Here is a 17,735-nt window from a genome sequence, read left to right as displayed (position 1 = left end):
CACCTGCCGGCCCCCGTCGCATCGGCGCCGCACCGCCAGCACAACGGCGTCGCCGCGGAACCGCCATGGCGCCTGAAGCCAGCACGCCAGGCGGCAACCCGGCCGCCGATGCCCGCGAAAGCGCCTGGGGCGTGTTCCTGGTGTTCCTGCGCCTGGGCCTGACCGCATTCGGCGGGCCGGTCGCGCACCTGGGTTACTTCCACGCCGAGTTCGTGACCCGACGGCGCTGGCTGGACCCGCGCGGCTACGCCGACCTCGTGGCGCTGTGCCAGTTCCTGCCGGGGCCGGCCAGCAGCCAGGTGGGCATGGCGCTGGGCCTGTCGCGTTGCGGGTACCGTGGTGCGTTCGCCGCCTGGGCCGGTTTCACCCTGCCGTCGGCCATCGCCCTGATCGTCCTCGCGCGGTTCCTGGCCGGATATCCGGGGGTGATTCCCTCCGGCGTACTGCACGGGCTCAAGATCGTGGCGGTCGCGGTGGTGGCGCAGGCGGTCTGGAACATGGGCCGGAACCTGTACGCCGGCGGTGCATGGGCGGCGCTCGTGCTGGCGGCGGCCGCGATCGCCCTGCGCGTCCCTTCGGCCTGGGTGCAGCCGGGCCTGATCGCCGGCGCCGCGCTGGCCGGGGTGCTGCTGTTCAGGCCGACACGGGCGTGCGGATCCGGCGCGTGGACGATTCCCGTGGGGCGTGGCGCCGGTGCGCTGTGGCTGGCGCTGTTCTTCGTCCTGCTGGGGACGTTGCCACTGCTCGCCGCGCTGCTGCCCGGCCAGGCCGTCGCCGAGGCCAGCGCGTTCTTCCGCGCCGGCGCACTGGTGTTCGGCGGCGGCCACGTGGTGCTGCCGCTGCTGCAGGCGGCGGTGGTAGCACCGGGCTGGGTCGACAACGACGCCTTCCTCGCCGGCTACGGCGCGGCGCAGGCGATGCCCGGGCCGCTGTTCGCGTTCGCGGCCTTCCTCGGCGCGTCCGTGCAGGCGCCACCGTCGGGCTGGAGCGGCGGCGTGCTGTGCCTGCTGGCGATCTTCGCCCCGTCCTTCCTGCTGGTAGCAGGCGCGCTGCCGTTCTGGAACCGGCTGCGCGGCAACGCACGCATGCGCGCCGCGCTGAGCGGCATCAACGCGGCGGTGGTCGGCCTGCTGCTGGCCGCGCTCTACGACCCGGTGTGGACCAGCGCCATCCATGCGCCGCGGGATATCGCGCTGGCGCTGGCCGCCCTGGCCGCACTGGCGCTGTGGAAACTGCCGCCGTGGCTGGTGGTGACCGGCTGCGGCGTCGCGGGCGCGATGCTGAGCCTGTAACCGCCTGGTGGCCGCAGGCGGGGTTCCGCCGCGGCCACCGCGTCGCCGGGCACCCGGCCGCGCTTATTCCACGGTGACGCTCTTGGCCAGGTTGCGCGGCTTGTCCACGTCGGTGCCGCGCGCCAGGGCGGTGTGGTAGGCCAGCAGCTGCACCGGGATGGTGTGCACCACCGGACTGAGCACGCCGGCGTTGCGCGGGGTGCGGATCACGTGCACGCCGTCGGAGGCGGTGAAGTTGCTGTCCTGGTCGGCGAACACGAACAGCTCGCCGCCACGCGCGCGCACTTCCTGCATGTTGGATTTCACTTTCTCCAGCAGGCTGTCGTTGGGGGCGATCACCACCACCGGCATCTCCGCGTCCACCAGTGCCAGCGGCCCGTGCTTGAGCTCGCCGGCCGGGTACGCCTCGGCATGGATGTAGGAGATTTCCTTGAGCTTGAGCGCGCCTTCCAGCGCGATCGGGTAGTGCAGGCCGCGGCCGAGGAACAGCGCGTTGGCCTTGCCGGCGAAGCGCTCGGCCCAGGCGACGATCTGCGGCTCCAGGTTCAGCACGTGCTGCACGCTGCCCGGCAGGTGCCGCAGCTGCTCCAGGTAGTCGGCTTCCTGCGCGGCATCGACCCGGCCGTGCAGCCGGCCCAGCACCACCGCCAGCTGGAACAGTGCCGCCAGCTGGGTGGTGAAGGCCTTGGTCGAGGCCACGCCGATCTCGGCACCGGCACGGGTATAGCAGACCAGTTCGCTGGCGCGCGGGATCGCGCTCTCGGGCACGTTGCAGATCGACAGCGTGTGCACGTGCCCCAGCGACTTGGCGTACTTCAGCGCCTCCATCGTGTCCAGGGTTTCGCCGGACTGCGAAATGGTCACCACCAGGTGCTTCGGGTTGGCGTAGGCGGCGCGGTAGCGGTACTCGCTGGCGATCTCCACGCTGCACGGCAGCCCGGCGATGGCCTCGATCCAGTAGCGTGCGGTCAGCGCCGCGTAATAGCTGGTGCCGCAGGCGAGGATCTGAACGCCCTCGATGCCCGCCAGCACCGTTCCGGCGTTGCGGCCGAACAGCGTGGCGGGGAAACCGCCGGCGTCGATGGCGGCCTCGATGGTGTCGCCCAGCGCGCGCGGCTGCTCGTGGATTTCCTTCTGCATGAAGTGGCGGTAGGGGCCCAGCTCCAGCGATGCCAGCGACACGTCGGACAGGTGCTCCTCGCGCCGCACCGGCATGTCGTCGGGGCCGAACACGCGCACCCCGGCGCGGGTCAGCTCGGCGGTGTCGCCCTCTTCCAGGAACATCACCCGGCGGGTCGCCTGGAGCACCGCCGACACGTCCGAAGCGACGAAGTTCTCGCCCTCGCCCAGGCCCACCAGCAACGGGCAGCCCATGCGCGCGACCACCATCCGCTCCGGCTCCTTGCGGCTGATCACCGCCAGCGCATACGCACCGGTCAACTCCTTCACCGCCCGTTGCAGGGCACCCAGCAGGTCGTCATGGTCGGCCTGCAGGTGGTGGTGGATCAGGTGCGCGATGACCTCGGTATCGGTCTGCGACTCGAACGTGTAGCCCAGCGCACGCAGGCGCTCGCGCTGGGCCTCGTGGTTCTCGATGATGCCGTTGTGCACCAGCGCCACGCCGTGGCTGATGTGCGGGTGGGCGTTGGATTCGGTGACGCCGCCATGGGTGGCCCAGCGGGTGTGGCCGATGCCCAGCGTCGCGCTGAAGCCTTCGGCCGCCGCCGCCCTTTCCATCTCGGCCACGCGGCCGGTCCGGCGCACGCGGTGGATATCACGGTCATCGAGCACGGCGATGCCGGACGAATCGTAGCCCCGGTACTCCAGCCGCTTCAGTCCTTCGATCAGTACCGGTACCACGTCGCGATCCGCGATCGCTCCCACAATGCCGCACATAGTCCACCCGCCTGGAATCACAGGCGGACATTCTAGGTCAGCTGCTTCGGACATCCACGGGACAACTGCCGGACACGCGCCCGCGGACACTGTCCGCGCCGGTGTCCGCGGACACCCGGACACTACTTCGCACGGAAATTAATTGTTGTTTTTCATGCACATGGGTGTTGGCACGGGACCTGCTTAACGGATACCAACTCTTCCAGCGAAGCCGACGATGATCCGCGACACCTCCGCACAGGACCAGACAATCTCCCAGCGCTCCCAGCCGCAGTGGCGCCGCTGGCTGTGGCCGGCCGTGGCCACGGTCGTGGTGCTGGCGGGCATCGGCTTCGTCGCCAAGGGCTGGCTGGGCGGCTCGCGCTCGTTCGATGGCGCGCGCCTGCGCATCGCCACCGTCGGCCGCGGCGACCTGGTACGCGACATCGCCGCCGACGGCCGCGTGATCGCCGCCAACAGCCCGGTGCTGTACGCGATCTCCGCCGGCACCGTGACCCTGAAGGTGGTGGCCGGCGACGTGGTCAAGCAGGGCCAGGAGCTGGCGGTGATCGACAGCCCGGAACTGCGCAGCAAGCTGGCGCAGGAACAGGCCACCCTGGCCGGCCTGGAAGCCGAGGCCGGGCGCGCCGCGCTCGACGCCACCCTGGCCCGCGCCACCGCCAGCAAGGTCACCGACCAGGCCGCCATCGACCGCCAGGCCGCCGCCCGCGACCTGGAGCGCTACCAGCGCGGTTTCGACGGCGGCGCGGTGCCGCAGGTCAACCTGGCCAAGGCGCAGGACGACCTGAAGAAGGCCGAGATCACCCTGCAGCACGCGCGCAGCGATGCCGCGCTGCAGAGCCAGGGCGCGGACCTGGACGCGCGCAACAAGCGCCTGCTCGCCAACCGCCAGCAGGCGGTGGTGGACGAAGTGCAGCGGCAGGTCGACGCACTCACCCTGCGCGCGCCGTTCGATGGCCAGGTCGGCCAGGTGCAGGCCACACAGCACACCCAGGTCGCGGCCAACGCGCCGATCCTGGGCGTGGTCGACCTGTCGCGCTTCGAGATCGAGATCAAGGTGCCCGAGAGCTTCGCCCGCGATCTGGCGATCGGCATGCCGGCCCAGCTCACCAGCGGCTCCGGCCAGCCGTTCCCGGGCGAGATCTCCGCGGTCTCGCCGGAAGTGGTCAACGGCGAGGTCGTGGCCCGCATCCGCTTCTCCGACAAGCAGCCCGAAGGCCTGCGCCAGAGCCAGCGCATGAGCGCGCGCATCCTGCTCGACACCCGCAAGAACGTGGTCAAGGTCGAGCGCGGCCCGTTCGTCGAGCAGTCCGGCGGCCGCTACGCCTGGGTGGTCAGCGGCAGCACCGCCAGCCGCCGCCCGGTGCAGTTCGGCGTCAGCAGCCTGGGCGAGGTCGAGATCGTCTCCGGCCTGCAGCCGGGCGAGAAGGTCGTCGTTTCCGGTACCGACCTGTTCGGCGAGGCCGAACGCGTTTCCATCAACTGATTCCCCCGCCCTTTCACGCATTCCCTTCCCAGCGCAGGAACTTCCCATGCTCCAGATGCAATCCGTCTCCAAGGTCTTCCGCACCGAACAGGTCGAAACCCACGCGTTGCGCTCGCTCGATCTGCACGTGCGCGAAGGCGAGTTCGTCGCCGTCACCGGCCCGTCCGGCTCGGGCAAGACCACCTTCCTCAACATCGCCGGCCTGCTGGAGACCTTCACCAGCGGCAAGTACCTGCTCGACGGCCAGGACGTCAGCCACCTGGGCGACGACGCCCGCTCGCGCCTGCGCAACCAGAAGATCGGCTTCATCTTCCAGGGCTTCAACCTGATCCCCGACCTGAACCTGTTCGACAACGTCGACGTGCCGCTGCGCTACCGCGGCATGCCGTCGGCCGAGCGCCGCGAGCGCATCGAGAAGGCGCTGAGCAGCGTCGGCCTGGGCTCGCGCATGAAGCACTACCCGGCCGAACTGTCCGGCGGCCAGCAGCAGCGCGCCGCCATCGCCCGCGCCCTGGCCGGCAGCCCGCGCCTGCTGCTGGCCGACGAACCGACCGGCAACCTCGACACGCAGATGGCGCGCGGCGTCATGGAGCTGCTGGAGGAGATCAACAGCCAGGGCACCACCATCGTCATGGTGACCCACGATCCGGAACTGGCCGCGCGCGCGCAGCGCAACGTGCACATCGTCGACGGCCAGGCCACCGACCTGCTGCGCGAACCGTCGCTGGGCCGCGCCGTGGCCGCGGTCGAAACGGCCATCCAGGACTGAGGCACGGACATGCTGTCGCTGCTCCCCTACTACCTCGGACAGGGCCTGCGCAGCCTTCGCCGCACGCCGGTGCTCACCGGGCTGATGGTGCTGTCCATCGCCATGGGCATCGGCGCGGCGATGACGACCCTGACCGTGCGGCACCTGCTTTCCGGTGATCCGCTGCCCGGGCGCAGCCAGCACATCTACTACCCGCAGATCGATGCGACGCCCAGCGAGGAACCGCGTCCCAACCCGCTGGACATGCTCGACTACACCACGGCCGTGGACCTGTGGCGCGCCGCCAGGGCCGACCGCCAGGCACTGGTGGTGGACAGTCCGGTCAAGCTGCAGGCACCGGACAGCGGCGAGCCGGCGAGCATGGCGACCATGCTTTCCACCACCGCCGATTTCTTCCCGATGTTCCAGGTGCCGATGGCCTGGGGCAGCGGCTGGTCGGCCGAGGACGACGAACGCCGCGCGCGCGTGGCGGTGATCTCCTGGGACCTCAACCAGCACCTGTTCGGCGGCACCGACAGCACCGGGAAGATGCTGCGCATCCGCGGCAGCGACGTGCGCATCGTCGGCGTGCTCGCACCGTGGCGGCCGTCGCCGCAGTTCTACACGGTGGCCGGCGGCCGCTTCGCCCAGGGCGACACCGCGTCGTACTACGCCAAGCCCGAGGACGTGATGGTGCCGTTCTTCACCGGCCTGCAGCTCAACGCCGGCAACTTCCGCCAGTTCACCTGCTGGGCGCTGCCCGAGCGCCCGGGCCACCTGGAGAACTCGCCCTGCGTGTGGCTGCAGCTGTGGGTGCAGCTGGACGATAGCGCCAAGGTCGCCGGCTACCGCCAGTTCATGGACGGCTACGTGCGCCAGCAGCACGAGCTGGGCCGCATCCGCCAGACCGACAACGTGCGCCTGCCGAGCCTGATGCAGTGGCTGGACTACAACGGCGCGGTGCCGCGCGATGCGCGCCTGCAGTCGTGGCTGGCGCTGGCCTTCCTCGGCATCTGCCTGTTCAACACCATCGGCCTGCTGCTGGCCAAGTTCCTGCGCCGCAGTGGCGAGATCGGCGTGCTGCGCGCGCTGGGCGCCACCCGCAGCATGGTGTTCATGCAGTGCCTGGTCGAAGCGGCGCTGATCGGCCTGGCCGGTGGCCTGGCCGGGCTGGGCCTGACCCTGCTGGGGCTGTGGAACGTGCGCCAGCAACCGCTGGAGTACGCCGACATGGTGCACCTGGACCTGCCGATGCTGGCCCTCACCTTCGCCCTGGCCGTGGCCGCCACGCTGCTTGCCGGCGTGCTGCCGGCGCTGCGCGCCAGCCGGATCGATCCCGCCCTGCAGGTCAAGTCGCTGTGAGCATGAGCATGGACATCAAACCCATCCTGGCGACCCTGACCCGGCACCGCGTCTCGGCGCTGCTGATCACGCTCGAGATCGCCCTGGCCTGCGCGGTGCTGTGCAACGCCCTGTTCATGGCGGTGTCGCGCATCGACCTGATCGGCCTGGACAGCGGCGTGGACGAAGCGTCGCTGGCCACGCTGTCGCTGAACGACTGCGAAGGCTGCAACCCCGCCGATATCAACGGCCGCTGGCTCGACCTGCTGCGCCGCCAGCCGGGCGTGGAGGCCGCCGGCGTGGTCAACAGCCTGCCGTTCGCGCAGCGCGCCGGCGCCGCCGGCGTCACCCTGGACCCGGAAGGCAAGCGCTTCGGCGGCGTGCCGCACTTCTACACCTTCGACCCCGGCGCGATCCGGGCGCTGGGGCTGGTGCCGGTGCAGGGCCGTGCCTTCACCGCCGCCGACTACCAGCCGGTCGAGAACTTCCTGCCGGCCAACGCGCAGGTGTGGATCACCCGCGATTTCGCCGAGCACCTGTGGCCCGGCGAGAATCCGCTCGGCCGTGAGTTCTGGATGAGCACCTTCCACCTGACCGTGGCCGGCATCGTCGACCACTTCGCGGTGCCCAATCCCGGCCGCAGCGAAGGCGGCATCGCCGCGGCGCAGTGGTCGGTGATCGTGCCGGTGGCCACCGATGCGCAGAGCGGCACCTACGTGGTGCGTGCCGATCCGCGCGACCTGCCCGGGATCGTGCAGACCGCGGTGGCCGCCGCGCCGACCCTGGTGCCCGAAGCCATCCTCAACCGCGAGTACAGCACCACCCTGGCCGAACTGCGCCACCGCTATTTCACCCAGGACCGCGCCATGACCCGGCTGCTGCTGGGCGTGTGCCTGGCGATGCTGCTGGTCACCGCGCTGGGCATCGTCGGCCTGGCCAGCTTCTGGGTGCAGCAGCGCACCAAGCAGATCGGCATCCGCCGCGCGCTCGGCGCCACCCGGCGCCAGGTGGTGGCCTACTTCCAGACCGAAAACCTGCTGCTGAGCGCCGCCGGCATCGTGCTGGGCATGCTGCTGGCCTATGCCGGCAACCAGGTGCTGATGCACTACTTCGAGACCGCGCGGCTGCCGCTGCTGTACCTGCCGCTCGGCGCCATTGCCCTGTTCGCGCTCGGCCAGGCAGCCGTCATCGGCCCGGCACTGCGCGCCGCCACCGTTCCGCCCATCGTCGCCACCCGCGGTCAGTGACCGCCCGCAAGGACCCGTCCATGTTCGCCTACTACTTCAAACTGGCGCTGCGCAGCTTCCGTCGCAACAAGGTGCTCACCGCGTTGATGGTACTGGCCATCGCGCTCGGCATCGGCGCGGCGATGACCACCCTGACCGTGTTCAAGGTGCTGTCCGGCGACCCCATCCCGCACAAGAGCGAGCGCCTGTTCTATGTGCAGCTCGATCCCTACACCAAGGAAGGCTACAAGCCGGGCGAAGAGCCGGAGCAGCAGCTGACCCGCTTCGATGCCGAGGAACTGCTGCGGCAGAAGAAGGCCCCGCGGCAGGCGATGATGACCGGCGGCGACGGCATCGTCGATCCGCGCGTGGATGCGCTCAAGCCGTTCAGCGTGAGCGCGCGTTACACTTCCGCCGATTTCTTCCCCATGTTTGACACGCCGTTCCTGTACGGACAGGGCTGGAGCGGCGCCGAGGACAGCGGCCACGCCCGGGTGGCGGTGATCAGTCGCAACCTCAACGAGAAGCTGTTCAAGGGCGGGAACAGCGTCGGCCGCGAGGTGCTGTTCGAAGGCCATCCGCTGCGCATCGTCGGCGTGCTCGACACCTGGTCGCCGCAGCCGCTGTTCTACGACGTGTTCGTCGGCAAGTACGACCGCAAGGAAGAAGTGCTGCTGCCGTTCTCCACCTCGCGCGACCTGAAGCTGGACCGCAGCGGCAACATGAACTGCTTCGGCCGCGAGATCGTCAACGACGCCACCGCGCTGAACGTGCCCTGCGCCTGGATCCAGTACTGGGTGGAACTGGATTCGGCCGGTGATGCCGGCACGTTCAAGACCTACCTGGACAACTACTCCGACCAGCAGCGCGCCGCCGGCCGCTTCGAGCGCCCGGCCAATACCCGCCTGCGCAACGTGATGCAGTGGATGGACTACCGCGGCGTGGTGCCCGGCGACGTGCGCCTGCAGATGTGGCTGGCGTTCGGCTTCCTGCTGGTGTGCCTGGTCAACACCGTGGGCCTGCTGCTGGCCAAGTTCCTGCGCCGCAGCGGCGAGATCGGCGTGCGCCGGGCGCTCGGCGCCAGCCGCGGCGAAATCTTCAAGCAGTGCCTGGTCGAAGCCGGCACCGTCGGCCTGGCCGGCGGCCTGCTCGGCCTACTGTTCGCGCTTGCCGGACTGTGGGCGGTGCGGCAGCGCCCGGCCGAGTACGCGTCGCTGGCGCACCTGGACGGCTCGATGCTGCTGCTGACCTTCGCCATGGCCATCTTCGCCAGCCTGCTCGCCGGCCTCCTGCCGGCATGGCGGGCGATGCAGGTGACCCCGGCGCTGCAGCTCAAGAGCCAGTAAGGCTGGAACGACTGGAGGGGTGGCGAGCAGGTCCGACCGGCTCTCCGCCCGCTTCCCACCCCTCGTTTTTTTCTTCCGCTTCCGGAGAACCCCATGGAAATCCGCCCCATCCTCTCCACGCTGGCGCGCCACAAGATGGCGGCTGCGCTGATCGTGCTGGAGATCGCGCTGAGCTGCGCCATCATCTGCAACGCACTGTTCATCGTCACCCAGCGCCTGGAGACGCTGAACCTGGCCAGTGGCATGGACGATGACCGCCTGGTCGAGATCGCCCTGAGCGGCATCGGCCAGCAGACCGACGCCGATGCCCGTACCGCCGAGGACCTGGCGTCGCTGCGCGCCATCGCCGGCGTCGAACGCGTGGCCATCACCAACCAGCTGCCGTTCCAGAACGGCAGCTGGAACACCTCGCTCTCGCTCAGTGCCGAGCAGGAAGTCCCCACTCTCAGTGCCACCCAGTACATGTTCAGCGAAGGCGCGCTGGCGTCCATGGGGCTGAAGCTGGTCGCCGGCCGCGACTTCAACGCCGACGAATACAAGAGCAACGACGAGCTGAGCAAGATCGAGGACGTCAGCAACCTGTCCTCGGCCATCATCCTGAGCAAGGCCGCCGCCGACAAGATGTTCCCGGAAGGCGACGCGATCGGGAAAACCGTGTACATGGCCAACATCCCGCTGACCATCGTCGGCGTGGTCGACACCCTGCTGCGGCCGAACATGATGGGTGGCAACCGCACGTTCTCGGTGATCTTCCCGATCCGCATGAACTTCTCCAACGGCGGCCGCTACCTGATCCGGGTCAGCGACCCGGCACGCCGCGCCGAAGTGCTCGAACAGGCACTGGCCGCGCTGGACAAGAACGATCCCAACCGCCTGGTCTGGCGCAAGCAGACCTACGAAGAGGGCCGCGCCAGCTACTTCGCCAACGACCGCGACATGATCGGCCTGCTGCTGATCGTCAGCGCCCTGCTGCTGCTGGTGACCGCACTGGGCATCGTCGGCCTGGCCAGCTTCTGGGTACAGCAGCGCACCAAGCAGATCGGCATCCGCCGCGCGCTCGGCGCGACCAAGGGCCAGATCCTGCGCTACTTCCAGACCGAGAACTTCCTGCTGGCCACGATCGGCATCATCGTCGGCATGCTGCTGGCCTACCTGCTGAACCAGTGGCTGATGGGGCGCTACGAACTGCCGCGCCTGCCGCTGCTGTACCTGCCGGTCGGTGCCGCCGCGCTGTGGCTGCTGGGCCAGCTGGCGGTGTTCGGCCCGGCGCGCCGCGCCGCGGCGATCCCGCCGGCCGTCGCCACCCGCAGCACCTGATCACGGACGTCCCTGCCCGCACGGGCAGGGGACGGACGCCCCGCCCCGGCACATCCAGCCCCCTGGCAATACCGCGATACAGGAGCCTACATGCTCGGTTACTACCTGCAGCTCGCGCTGCGGAGCTTTGGCCGCAACAAGGTGCTGACCACCCTGATGGTGGTGACGATCGGCATCGGCATCGGCGCGGCGATGACCACGCTCACGCTGTACAAGGTGCTGTCCGGCGACCCGATACCGGAAAAGAGCACGCGCCTGTTCTACCCGCGGCTGGAGCCACGCACGCTCGGCCGCGACGTCAGCCTGGACCCGGAGCCGATGGACCAGCTGACCCGCTTCGACGCCGAGGAACTGCTGCGGCAGAAGCGCGGCGTGCGCCAGGCGATGATGAGCGCCGGCTCGGTGACCATCCTGCCCGAAGGCACCGCGGCGCAGCCCTTCCGCGCCTCGTCGCGCTACACCTCGGCCGATTTCTTCACCATGTTCAACGCGCCGCTGCGCGCCGGCCGCGGGTGGAGCGCGGACGATGACGGTGCCCGCGCGCGGGTTGCGGTGATCGGCTCCAAACTGGCCGGGAAGCTGTTCGGCGACGCCGATCCGGTCGGACGCGAGATCCACCTGTCGCAGGGCGTGCTGCGCGTCATCGGGGTGATGGACGAGTGGACGCTCAACCCGCGCTTCTACGACCTGAGCAACCGCCGCTTCGGTGGCGGCGAGCAGCTGTTCCTGCCGTTCTCCACCTCGCGCGACATGCGCCTGCCGACCCAGGGCAGCATGAACTGCTGGGGCAACAGCAACACGGACGCGGAAGGTGCGCGCGGACTCAACGCACCGTGTGCCTGGATACAGTACTGGGTGGAACTGGAATCGCCCGGACAGGCCGCCGACTACCGCAAGTACCTGGCCGACTATTCGGACCAGCAGCGCGCCGCCGGCCGTTTCGAGCGCCCGGCCAACGTGCGCCTGGACGACGTCATGGGCTGGCTCGACTACAACCGCGTGGTACCCAACGACGTACGCATGCAGATGTGGCTGGCGTTCGGCTTCCTGCTGGTGTGCCTGCTCAACACCGTCGGCCTGCTGCTGGCCAAGTTCCTGCGCCGCAGCGGCGAGATCGGCGTGCGCCGGGCACTCGGCGCCGCGCGTGGCGACATCTTCCGCCAATGCCTGGCCGAGGCCGGCGCCATCGGCCTGGCCGGCGGACTGCTCGGCCTGGGCTTCGCCGCGCTGGGTCTGTGGCTGATCCGCCAGCAGCCGGACGATTACGCGCGGCTGGCGCAGATGGACACCGCCACGTTGCTGCTGACCGTCGCCCTGGCGCTGGGCGCCAGCCTGCTTGCCGGCCTGTTGCCGGCGTGGCGCGCGATGCAGGTGCCGCCGGCGCTGCAGCTCAAGAGCCAATAGGGAGAGCAAGACCCATGGAAATCCGTCCCATCCTCTCGATCCTGATGCGGCACAAGACCGCCGCGGCGCTGATCGTGCTGGAGATCGCATTGAGCTGCGCGATCATCTGCAACGCGATCTTCGTGATCGGCCACCGCACCGGGGAGATGCGCCGCGACAGCGGCATCGTCGAGGACGAGCTGGTCTACCTCAGCGTCAGCAGCCTGCAACCGGACCGCAACCGCGATGCGATGCGGCGCGAGGACACCGCCACCCTGTCCGCCGTGCCCGGGGTCCGCTCGGTCACCAGCGTCAACCAGCTGCCCTACGGCGACAATGTCTGGGCATCGGGCATCAACCTGCGCCCGGGCCAGGCCGACGCCATCCTCACCGCCTCCAATTACATGGACGATGGCCGCCTGCTGCCCACCCTGGGCCTGCGCGTGGTCGAGGGCCGCGGCTTCAACCCGGACGAGTACCAGGGCCAGGACGCCCTGGACGTACCGGGCCAGACGCCGCAGGTGCCCGCCGTGCTTCTGAGCCGCGCGCTGGCGGCGCGGCTGTTCCCCGGGCGGAGCGCGGTCGGCCAGGACATCTACGTATGGGGCGATGCGCCCAGCCGCGTGGTCGGCGTGGTCGACCGGCTGATCGCGCCCGGGCGCGGGCGCATGTTCGAGGACAGCTTCCACACCATGATCTTCCCGTTGTGGGTGTCCAACGGCGGCTATGTGCTGCGCACCGATCCGGCGCGCCGCGACGAGGTGCTGAAGGCCGCGGTGGCCGCGCTCGACCGCGCCGATCCGAACCGGATCATCGACACCCGGACAACGGTCAGCGAGATGCGCCGTGATTTCTACAGCCGCGACCGCGCGGTGATCTGGCTGCTGGTGAGCGTGTGCGTCGCGCTGCTGGCGGTCACCGCCTTCGGCATCGTCGGCCTGGCAAGCTTCTGGGTACAGCAGCGCACCCGCCAGATCGGCATCCGCCGCGCGCTGGGCGCCACCCGCACCCAGATCCTGCGCTACTTCCAGGCCGAGAACTTCGTGCTCACCAGCACCGGCATCCTGCTGGGCGTGCTGCTGGCCTACACCTTGAACCTCACCCTGATGCGCCAGTACGAGCTGCCGCGCCTGCCGCTGGCCTACATCCCGGCCAGCGCGCTGGTGCTGTGGCTGCTGGGCCAGGTCGCCGTGTTCGGCCCGGCGCGCCGCGCCGCGGCAATCCCGCCCGCCGTCGCCACCCGCAGCGCCTGACCGGCGCAGGAGAACCACCATGAAACCCCTGCTGTACCTGTTGCCCCTGCTGCTGGCGGCGCCCGCCGCTCCGGCGCTGGCGGACGACGACCTGGCCACCACCATCGCCGCGCTGGACCACGCCGTGTTCGACAGCTTCAACCGTTGCCAGGATCCGGCGCAGCTGGAGCGGCACGCCGGTTACTTCGACCCGGCGGTCGAGTTCTACCACGACACCGGCGGCGTCACCTGGACCCGCGAGGCCATGCTCGACAACACCCGCAGGCACGCCTGCGGCCGCTACACCCGCGAACTGATCGACGGCAGCCTGCAGGTTTTCCCGATCAAGGACTTCGGCGCCATCGCCCAGGGCAGCCACCGCTTCTGCGACACCGCCAGCGGCACGTGCGAGGGGCTGGCCGACTTCGTCATGCTCTGGCACCTGCACGATGGCCGGTGGTCGATCACCCGCGTGCTGAGCTATGGCCACCGCGCGGCCCACCCGCCTGCCGCGCAACCATGAACTACACGCTGGAGACCGGCATGCGCGGCTGCCTGCGGCATCCGCGGACAATGCTGCTGGCGATCCTGACCCTGGCGCTGGGACTGGCGTCGGTGATGACCATGCTGACCCTGTTGTCGGTGCTGTCGGCCGATCCGCTGCCCGGCATCAGTCACAAGCTGCACATCGCCTGGGCCGATTCGCGACCGGCGCCCCGCAGCGGCGAGGACGACAGCACCGACGGCACTGGCGCAGGCGTGCCGCCGTTATGGAAACTGGACGACGTGCAGGCCATGCGCAGCCAGCGGGCAGATATCCGCCAGGCGGGGCTGCTGACCGCTCCGCTGTCGGTGGCCAATGCCGACGGCAGCAACACCCGCACGGCATCGGCGGTACTGGCAGTGGGACCGATGCTGCAGATGTTCGGGGTGCCCCTGCGCCACGGCCGTACCTGGACCCCGGCCGAGGAACAGGCGCGCGCGCCGGTGGTGGTGATCAGCCGCGCGTTGAGCCTGCGGCTGCTCGGCCGCGAGGACGGCACCGGCGCCGCCATTCGACTTGGCCGCCATACGTTCCGGGTGATCGGAATCAGCGAGCGCTGGGCGCCACGCCCGCGGCCGCACTTCCTGCCCGGCAACGATCCCGGCTGGAAGGGGGACGGCGACGAGATCTTCGTGCCCGCGATGGCCGCGGTTGAAGCGGGGGCGGAGATAACCAGCACCCGGCAATGCGATGGCGGTGGCTTCGACGGCTTCCGCTTCGACGAGATCAACGTCGGCAACTGCCGTTGGCTGGTGCTGTGGGCCGAGCTGCAGGACGACGCACAACGCGAGGCATACGTCCACAGCCTGCAGGCATTCGCGGCGCAGCGTCGTGCCAGCGGTGCCTTTGAACGCGCTGCGTACACGAATCTGCGGCCAATGGCCGAATGGCTGCGCTTCAATCGCGTGGTACCCGATAGCGTGCGCCTGAACCTGTGGCTTGCTGCCGGCCTGCTGATGCTGTGCCTGGTCAACGTCGCCGGGCTGCTGGCTGCGCGCTTCCTGCGGCGTGCCGGCGAGCACGGCGTGCGCCGCGTACTCGGTGCGCCACGCCGCTCGATCATCGCCGCCTGCCTGGTGGAAGCCGGCCTGGCCGGGCTGCTGGGTGGCGTATGCGCCCTGCCGCTGACACTGGCGGGCCTGTGGCTGATGCGCCAACAAGGAGAGGCGTACGCGCCACTGGCGCGCTTCAGTCCCGCACTGTTCATCGTCCTGCTGGCCCTGGCACTGCTCACCGGCCTGCTGGTGGGACTGCTGCCTGCGGTGCGCGCGGCCCGGCAGGAGCCGGCGCTGCAGGTCAAGACGCTCTAAGGAGGACCGGCATGTTCCCTCTGTTGTCCGCGCTGCGTCGCAACCCGCTGATGCCACGCCTGATCGCGCTGCAGGTCATGGTGGCCTGCGCGATTCTCTGCAACACGCTGTTCCTGCTCGGCCAGCAAGCGGCCCCGCTGCTGGTCGACGATGGACTGGCCGGAGACGAACTGGTGATCGTCGACCAGGTGGTCAGCCGCGGCGCCCCCTGGACACCTGCGCAGGTCCGCGCCGGCCGCGATGCACTTGCATCCATTCCCGGCGTACACGCCGCCAGCGCCGCGTCGGGCGTACCAATGCGCCAGACCCTGACCCTGACGTTCGACCTCAAGTCTGCCGGCGGCCCGACACTGACGACCACCGGCTACATCGGTGAGCGCCTGCTGGATACCTTCGGCCTGCGCCTGACCCGGGGCCGCGACTTCCTGGACACCGAGTACCGCGACATCAACATGTCCAACGACATGCGCACCCCGATCATCATCACCGAAGCGCTCGCACGGGAACTTCTGGGGGACGGCGACCCCGTCGGTGCGACGCTGAGCTCGGGCGACGGCACCGGCAGCTACACCGTGGTCGGCGTCGTCGCCCACCTCATGCGCTACCAGTTGTCGGAGCTTGACGACGGCAAAGCCGAATACTCGGTCATCATTCCCGGCATCCTTGCCGGCATGCCCATCGCCAGCTATGTGCTGCGTACCGCTCCGGAGAACCGCGAAGCGGTGCGTGCACAGGTGGCGCAGGTGCTTGAACAGAGCTTTGCCGGGCAACTGGTGCCGGGCATCGAGCCGGTCGTGGCCGACTACGAACGCCTGCGGGACGACGGGCTGCGTACCCGCCGCGCCGCGGTCTGGCTGCTGTCCACGGTCAATGCGGTGGTCGCCACGATCACGCTGATCGGCATCGCCAGCCTGAGTGGCTACTGGATCCAGCAACGGACGCGCCAGATAGGCATACGCCGCGCGCTGGGAGCCACCCGCGGGCAGATCCTGCGTCATTTCCTGGCTGAGAACCTGGTACTGGTCGGTGTGGGGTTGGCGCTGGGGCTACTCCTGGCACTGGGCATCAACCACTGGCTGATGCAGCATTACGAGCTGGCACGGCTGCCGTTACCCTACCTGCCGGCGGCGGCGGTGTTGCTGCTGGCGCTGGGGCAGCTGGCGGTCGCCGGTCCGGCGCACCGCGCCGCGGGGCTGCCACCTGCAAGCGCGGCCCGCAGTGTGTAAGGCCGGCGCTTCCCCAACCCTTTCTTTCCTGCAAGGCCCCGAATGCCGCAGATACTGATCATCGACGACAACGCCGCCGTGGCCACCGCGCTGGACGTGCTGTTCTCGCTGCACGACATCGAGACGCGCCACGCGTGCTCGCCCGAGCAGGGGTTGGCGATGCTCGCCGAACAGGAGTTCGACCTGGTCATCCAGGACATGAACTTCACCGCCGACACCACCTCCGGCGAGGAGGGGCAGGTGCTGTTCCGGCAGATCCGCGACAGCTGGCCGGACCTGCCGGTGATCCTGCTTACCGCCTGGACCCACCTGGACAGCGCGGTGGAACTGGTCAAGGCCGGTGCCGCCGACTACCTGGCCAAGCCCTGGGACGATGGGCGCCTGCTGACCACGGTCAACAACCTGCTGGAACTGGCCGAGACCCGCCGCGAACTGAGCCGCCGCCGCCAGCGCGAGCTGAAGCAGCGCCAGAGCCTGCACGAACGCTACGACCTGGCCGGGGTGGTGTTCGCCGACCCGGCCAGCGAGCGCGTGATCAGCCTGGCCTGCCAGGTCGCGCGCTCGGACCTGCCGGTGCTGATCACCGGCCCCAACGGCGCCGGCAAGGAGAAGATCGCCGAGATCATCCAGGCCAACTCCGGCAAGCGCGGCGGCGCGTTCGTCGCGCTCAACTGCGGCGCGATCCCGGCCGAGCTGATCGAGGCCGAGCTGTTCGGCGCCGAGGCCGGCGCCTACACCGGCGCCAACAAGGCGCGCGAGGGCAAGTTCGAGGCCGCCGACGGCGGCACCCTGTTCCTGGACGAGATCGGCAACCTGTCGCTGGCCGGGCAGATGAAGCTGCTGCGCGTGCTCGAGACCGGCCGCTTCGAGCGCCTGGGTTCCAACCGCGAGCGCCAGGTGAAGGTGCGCGTGGTCAGCGCCACCAACGCCGACCTGCCGGCGATGATCCGCGACGGCAGCTTCCGCGAGGACCTCTATTACCGCCTCAATACGGTGGAACTGGCGTTGCCGGCACTGGCCGAGCGCCGCGAGGACATCCTGCCGCTGGCCCGCCACTTCCTCGGCGACGAGGGCAAGCCGCTTTCGCCGCAGGCCGCACAGGCGCTGCAGCGGCACACCTGGCCCGGCAACGTGCGCGAGCTGCGCAACGTGATCCAGCGCGCCTGCCTGCTCGCGCAGGGGCCGCGGATCGAAGTGGCCGACCTCAACCTGCCGCGCGCGCCGCAACGGCCCATCGCGCAGGCCGACGAGCCGGACCGCGCGCGCATCATCGGCGCCCTGGAACGTGCCGGCGGGGTCATCGCCCAGGCCGCGGCGGACCTGGGCCTGAGCCGCCAGGCGCTGTACCGGCGCATGGACCGCCATGGCATTCCGCGCGAATGACACGC

At 69.7% G+C, this 17,735-nt stretch carries 14 protein-coding genes; 13 read left to right on the top strand and 1 reads right to left on the bottom strand.

What is annotated here, in order from left to right; all coding sequences use genetic code 11:
- Positions 1 to 65: 65 nt before the first annotated feature.
- Complete coding sequence (chrA, locus tag QQA12_RS02290; RefSeq protein ID WP_226050469.1) at positions 66 to 1,292, top strand: chromate efflux transporter; 1,227 nt, start codon at positions 66 to 68, stop codon at positions 1,290 to 1,292.
- Positions 1,293 to 1,355: 63 nt separating this feature from the next.
- Here the strand turns inward: chrA and glmS are convergent, their stop codons facing one another.
- The gene (glmS, locus tag QQA12_RS02285; protein WP_182212588.1) at positions 1,356 to 3,188 is read right to left on the bottom strand and encodes a glutamine--fructose-6-phosphate transaminase (isomerizing); all 1,833 of its coding nucleotides are present in this window, start codon (positions 3,186 to 3,188) and stop codon (positions 1,356 to 1,358) included.
- Between the two features lie 217 nt (positions 3,189 to 3,405).
- Here glmS and QQA12_RS02280 point away from each other — a divergent pair, with 217 nt between their 5' ends.
- From QQA12_RS02280 to QQA12_RS02225, 12 genes are all read left to right on the top strand, one after another.
- On the top strand, positions 3,406 to 4,674 hold the full coding sequence (locus QQA12_RS02280) for an efflux RND transporter periplasmic adaptor subunit (RefSeq protein ID WP_054662033.1): 1,269 nt from the start codon (positions 3,406 to 3,408) through the stop codon (positions 4,672 to 4,674).
- 46 nt (positions 4,675 to 4,720) lie between these two features.
- Entirely contained in the window at positions 4,721 to 5,443 is a 723-nt protein-coding gene (locus QQA12_RS02275) for an ABC transporter ATP-binding protein (protein ID WP_056931095.1), read from the top strand.
- A gap of 18 nt (positions 5,444 to 5,461) precedes the next feature.
- Positions 5,462 to 6,784 (top strand): FtsX-like permease family protein, encoded by a 1,323-nt coding sequence (locus QQA12_RS02270; protein ID WP_226050610.1) that lies wholly within the window; start codon positions 5,462 to 5,464, stop codon positions 6,782 to 6,784.
- Between the two features lie 8 nt (positions 6,785 to 6,792).
- The gene (locus QQA12_RS02265) at positions 6,793 to 8,010 is read left to right on the top strand and encodes an FtsX-like permease family protein (RefSeq protein WP_226050470.1); all 1,218 of its coding nucleotides are present in this window, start codon (positions 6,793 to 6,795) and stop codon (positions 8,008 to 8,010) included.
- Between the two features lie 20 nt (positions 8,011 to 8,030).
- The gene (locus QQA12_RS02260; protein WP_056931115.1) at positions 8,031 to 9,335 is read left to right on the top strand and encodes an ABC transporter permease; all 1,305 of its coding nucleotides are present in this window, start codon (positions 8,031 to 8,033) and stop codon (positions 9,333 to 9,335) included.
- A gap of 93 nt (positions 9,336 to 9,428) precedes the next feature.
- Entirely contained in the window at positions 9,429 to 10,652 is a 1,224-nt protein-coding gene (locus QQA12_RS02255) for an FtsX-like permease family protein (protein ID WP_054662026.1), read from the top strand.
- 90 nt (positions 10,653 to 10,742) lie between these two features.
- Positions 10,743 to 12,056 carry an ABC transporter permease gene (locus tag QQA12_RS02250; RefSeq protein ID WP_182212589.1) on the top strand — a complete coding sequence of 438 codons (1,314 nt, stop codon included), beginning with the start codon at positions 10,743 to 10,745 and terminating at the stop codon, positions 12,054 to 12,056.
- A gap of 14 nt (positions 12,057 to 12,070) precedes the next feature.
- Positions 12,071 to 13,288 carry an FtsX-like permease family protein gene (locus QQA12_RS02245; protein ID WP_226050471.1) on the top strand — a complete coding sequence of 406 codons (1,218 nt, stop codon included), beginning with the start codon at positions 12,071 to 12,073 and terminating at the stop codon, positions 13,286 to 13,288.
- 19 nt (positions 13,289 to 13,307) lie between these two features.
- On the top strand, positions 13,308 to 13,790 hold the full coding sequence (locus tag QQA12_RS02240) for a nuclear transport factor 2 family protein (protein WP_056931091.1): 483 nt from the start codon (positions 13,308 to 13,310) through the stop codon (positions 13,788 to 13,790).
- Complete coding sequence (locus QQA12_RS02235) at positions 13,787 to 15,121, top strand: ABC transporter permease (RefSeq protein WP_226050472.1); 1,335 nt, start codon at positions 13,787 to 13,789, stop codon at positions 15,119 to 15,121. Before QQA12_RS02240 ends, QQA12_RS02235 begins: the two co-directional genes overlap by 4 nt.
- A gap of 11 nt (positions 15,122 to 15,132) precedes the next feature.
- Positions 15,133 to 16,347 carry an FtsX-like permease family protein gene (locus QQA12_RS02230; protein WP_226050473.1) on the top strand — a complete coding sequence of 405 codons (1,215 nt, stop codon included), beginning with the start codon at positions 15,133 to 15,135 and terminating at the stop codon, positions 16,345 to 16,347.
- A 42-nt stretch (positions 16,348 to 16,389) separates the two neighbouring features.
- On the top strand, positions 16,390 to 17,730 hold the full coding sequence (locus tag QQA12_RS02225; RefSeq protein ID WP_056931088.1) for a sigma-54 dependent transcriptional regulator: 1,341 nt from the start codon (positions 16,390 to 16,392) through the stop codon (positions 17,728 to 17,730).
- Positions 17,731 to 17,735: the final 5 nt, after the last annotated feature.

Origin of the sequence: Stenotrophomonas sp. 17(2023) (assembly GCF_030345315.1) — a bacterium.
Lineage (GTDB): Bacteria > Pseudomonadota > Gammaproteobacteria > Xanthomonadales > Xanthomonadaceae > Stenotrophomonas > Stenotrophomonas acidaminiphila.
Note: the sequence above shows the minus strand (reverse complement) of the source record. Positions and strands in the feature narration are given on the sequence as shown.

Coding starts and splice junctions, on each gene's coding strand:
- chrA (WP_226050469.1), top strand. CDS start 66: ATGGCGCCTGAAGCCAGCACGCCAGGCGGCAACCCGGCCGCCGATGCC.
- glmS (WP_182212588.1), bottom strand. CDS start 3,188: ATGTGCGGCATTGTGGGAGCGATCGCGGATCGCGACGTGGTACCGGTA.
- QQA12_RS02280 (WP_054662033.1), top strand. CDS start 3,406: ATGATCCGCGACACCTCCGCACAGGACCAGACAATCTCCCAGCGCTCC.
- QQA12_RS02275 (WP_056931095.1), top strand. CDS start 4,721: ATGCTCCAGATGCAATCCGTCTCCAAGGTCTTCCGCACCGAACAGGTC.
- QQA12_RS02265 (WP_226050470.1), top strand. CDS start 6,793: ATGGACATCAAACCCATCCTGGCGACCCTGACCCGGCACCGCGTCTCG.
- QQA12_RS02260 (WP_056931115.1), top strand. CDS start 8,031: ATGTTCGCCTACTACTTCAAACTGGCGCTGCGCAGCTTCCGTCGCAAC.
- QQA12_RS02255 (WP_054662026.1), top strand. CDS start 9,429: ATGGAAATCCGCCCCATCCTCTCCACGCTGGCGCGCCACAAGATGGCG.
- QQA12_RS02250 (WP_182212589.1), top strand. CDS start 10,743: ATGCTCGGTTACTACCTGCAGCTCGCGCTGCGGAGCTTTGGCCGCAAC.
- QQA12_RS02245 (WP_226050471.1), top strand. CDS start 12,071: ATGGAAATCCGTCCCATCCTCTCGATCCTGATGCGGCACAAGACCGCC.
- QQA12_RS02240 (WP_056931091.1), top strand. CDS start 13,308: ATGAAACCCCTGCTGTACCTGTTGCCCCTGCTGCTGGCGGCGCCCGCC.
- QQA12_RS02235 (WP_226050472.1), top strand. CDS start 13,787: ATGAACTACACGCTGGAGACCGGCATGCGCGGCTGCCTGCGGCATCCG.
- QQA12_RS02230 (WP_226050473.1), top strand. CDS start 15,133: ATGTTCCCTCTGTTGTCCGCGCTGCGTCGCAACCCGCTGATGCCACGC.
- QQA12_RS02225 (WP_056931088.1), top strand. CDS start 16,390: ATGCCGCAGATACTGATCATCGACGACAACGCCGCCGTGGCCACCGCG.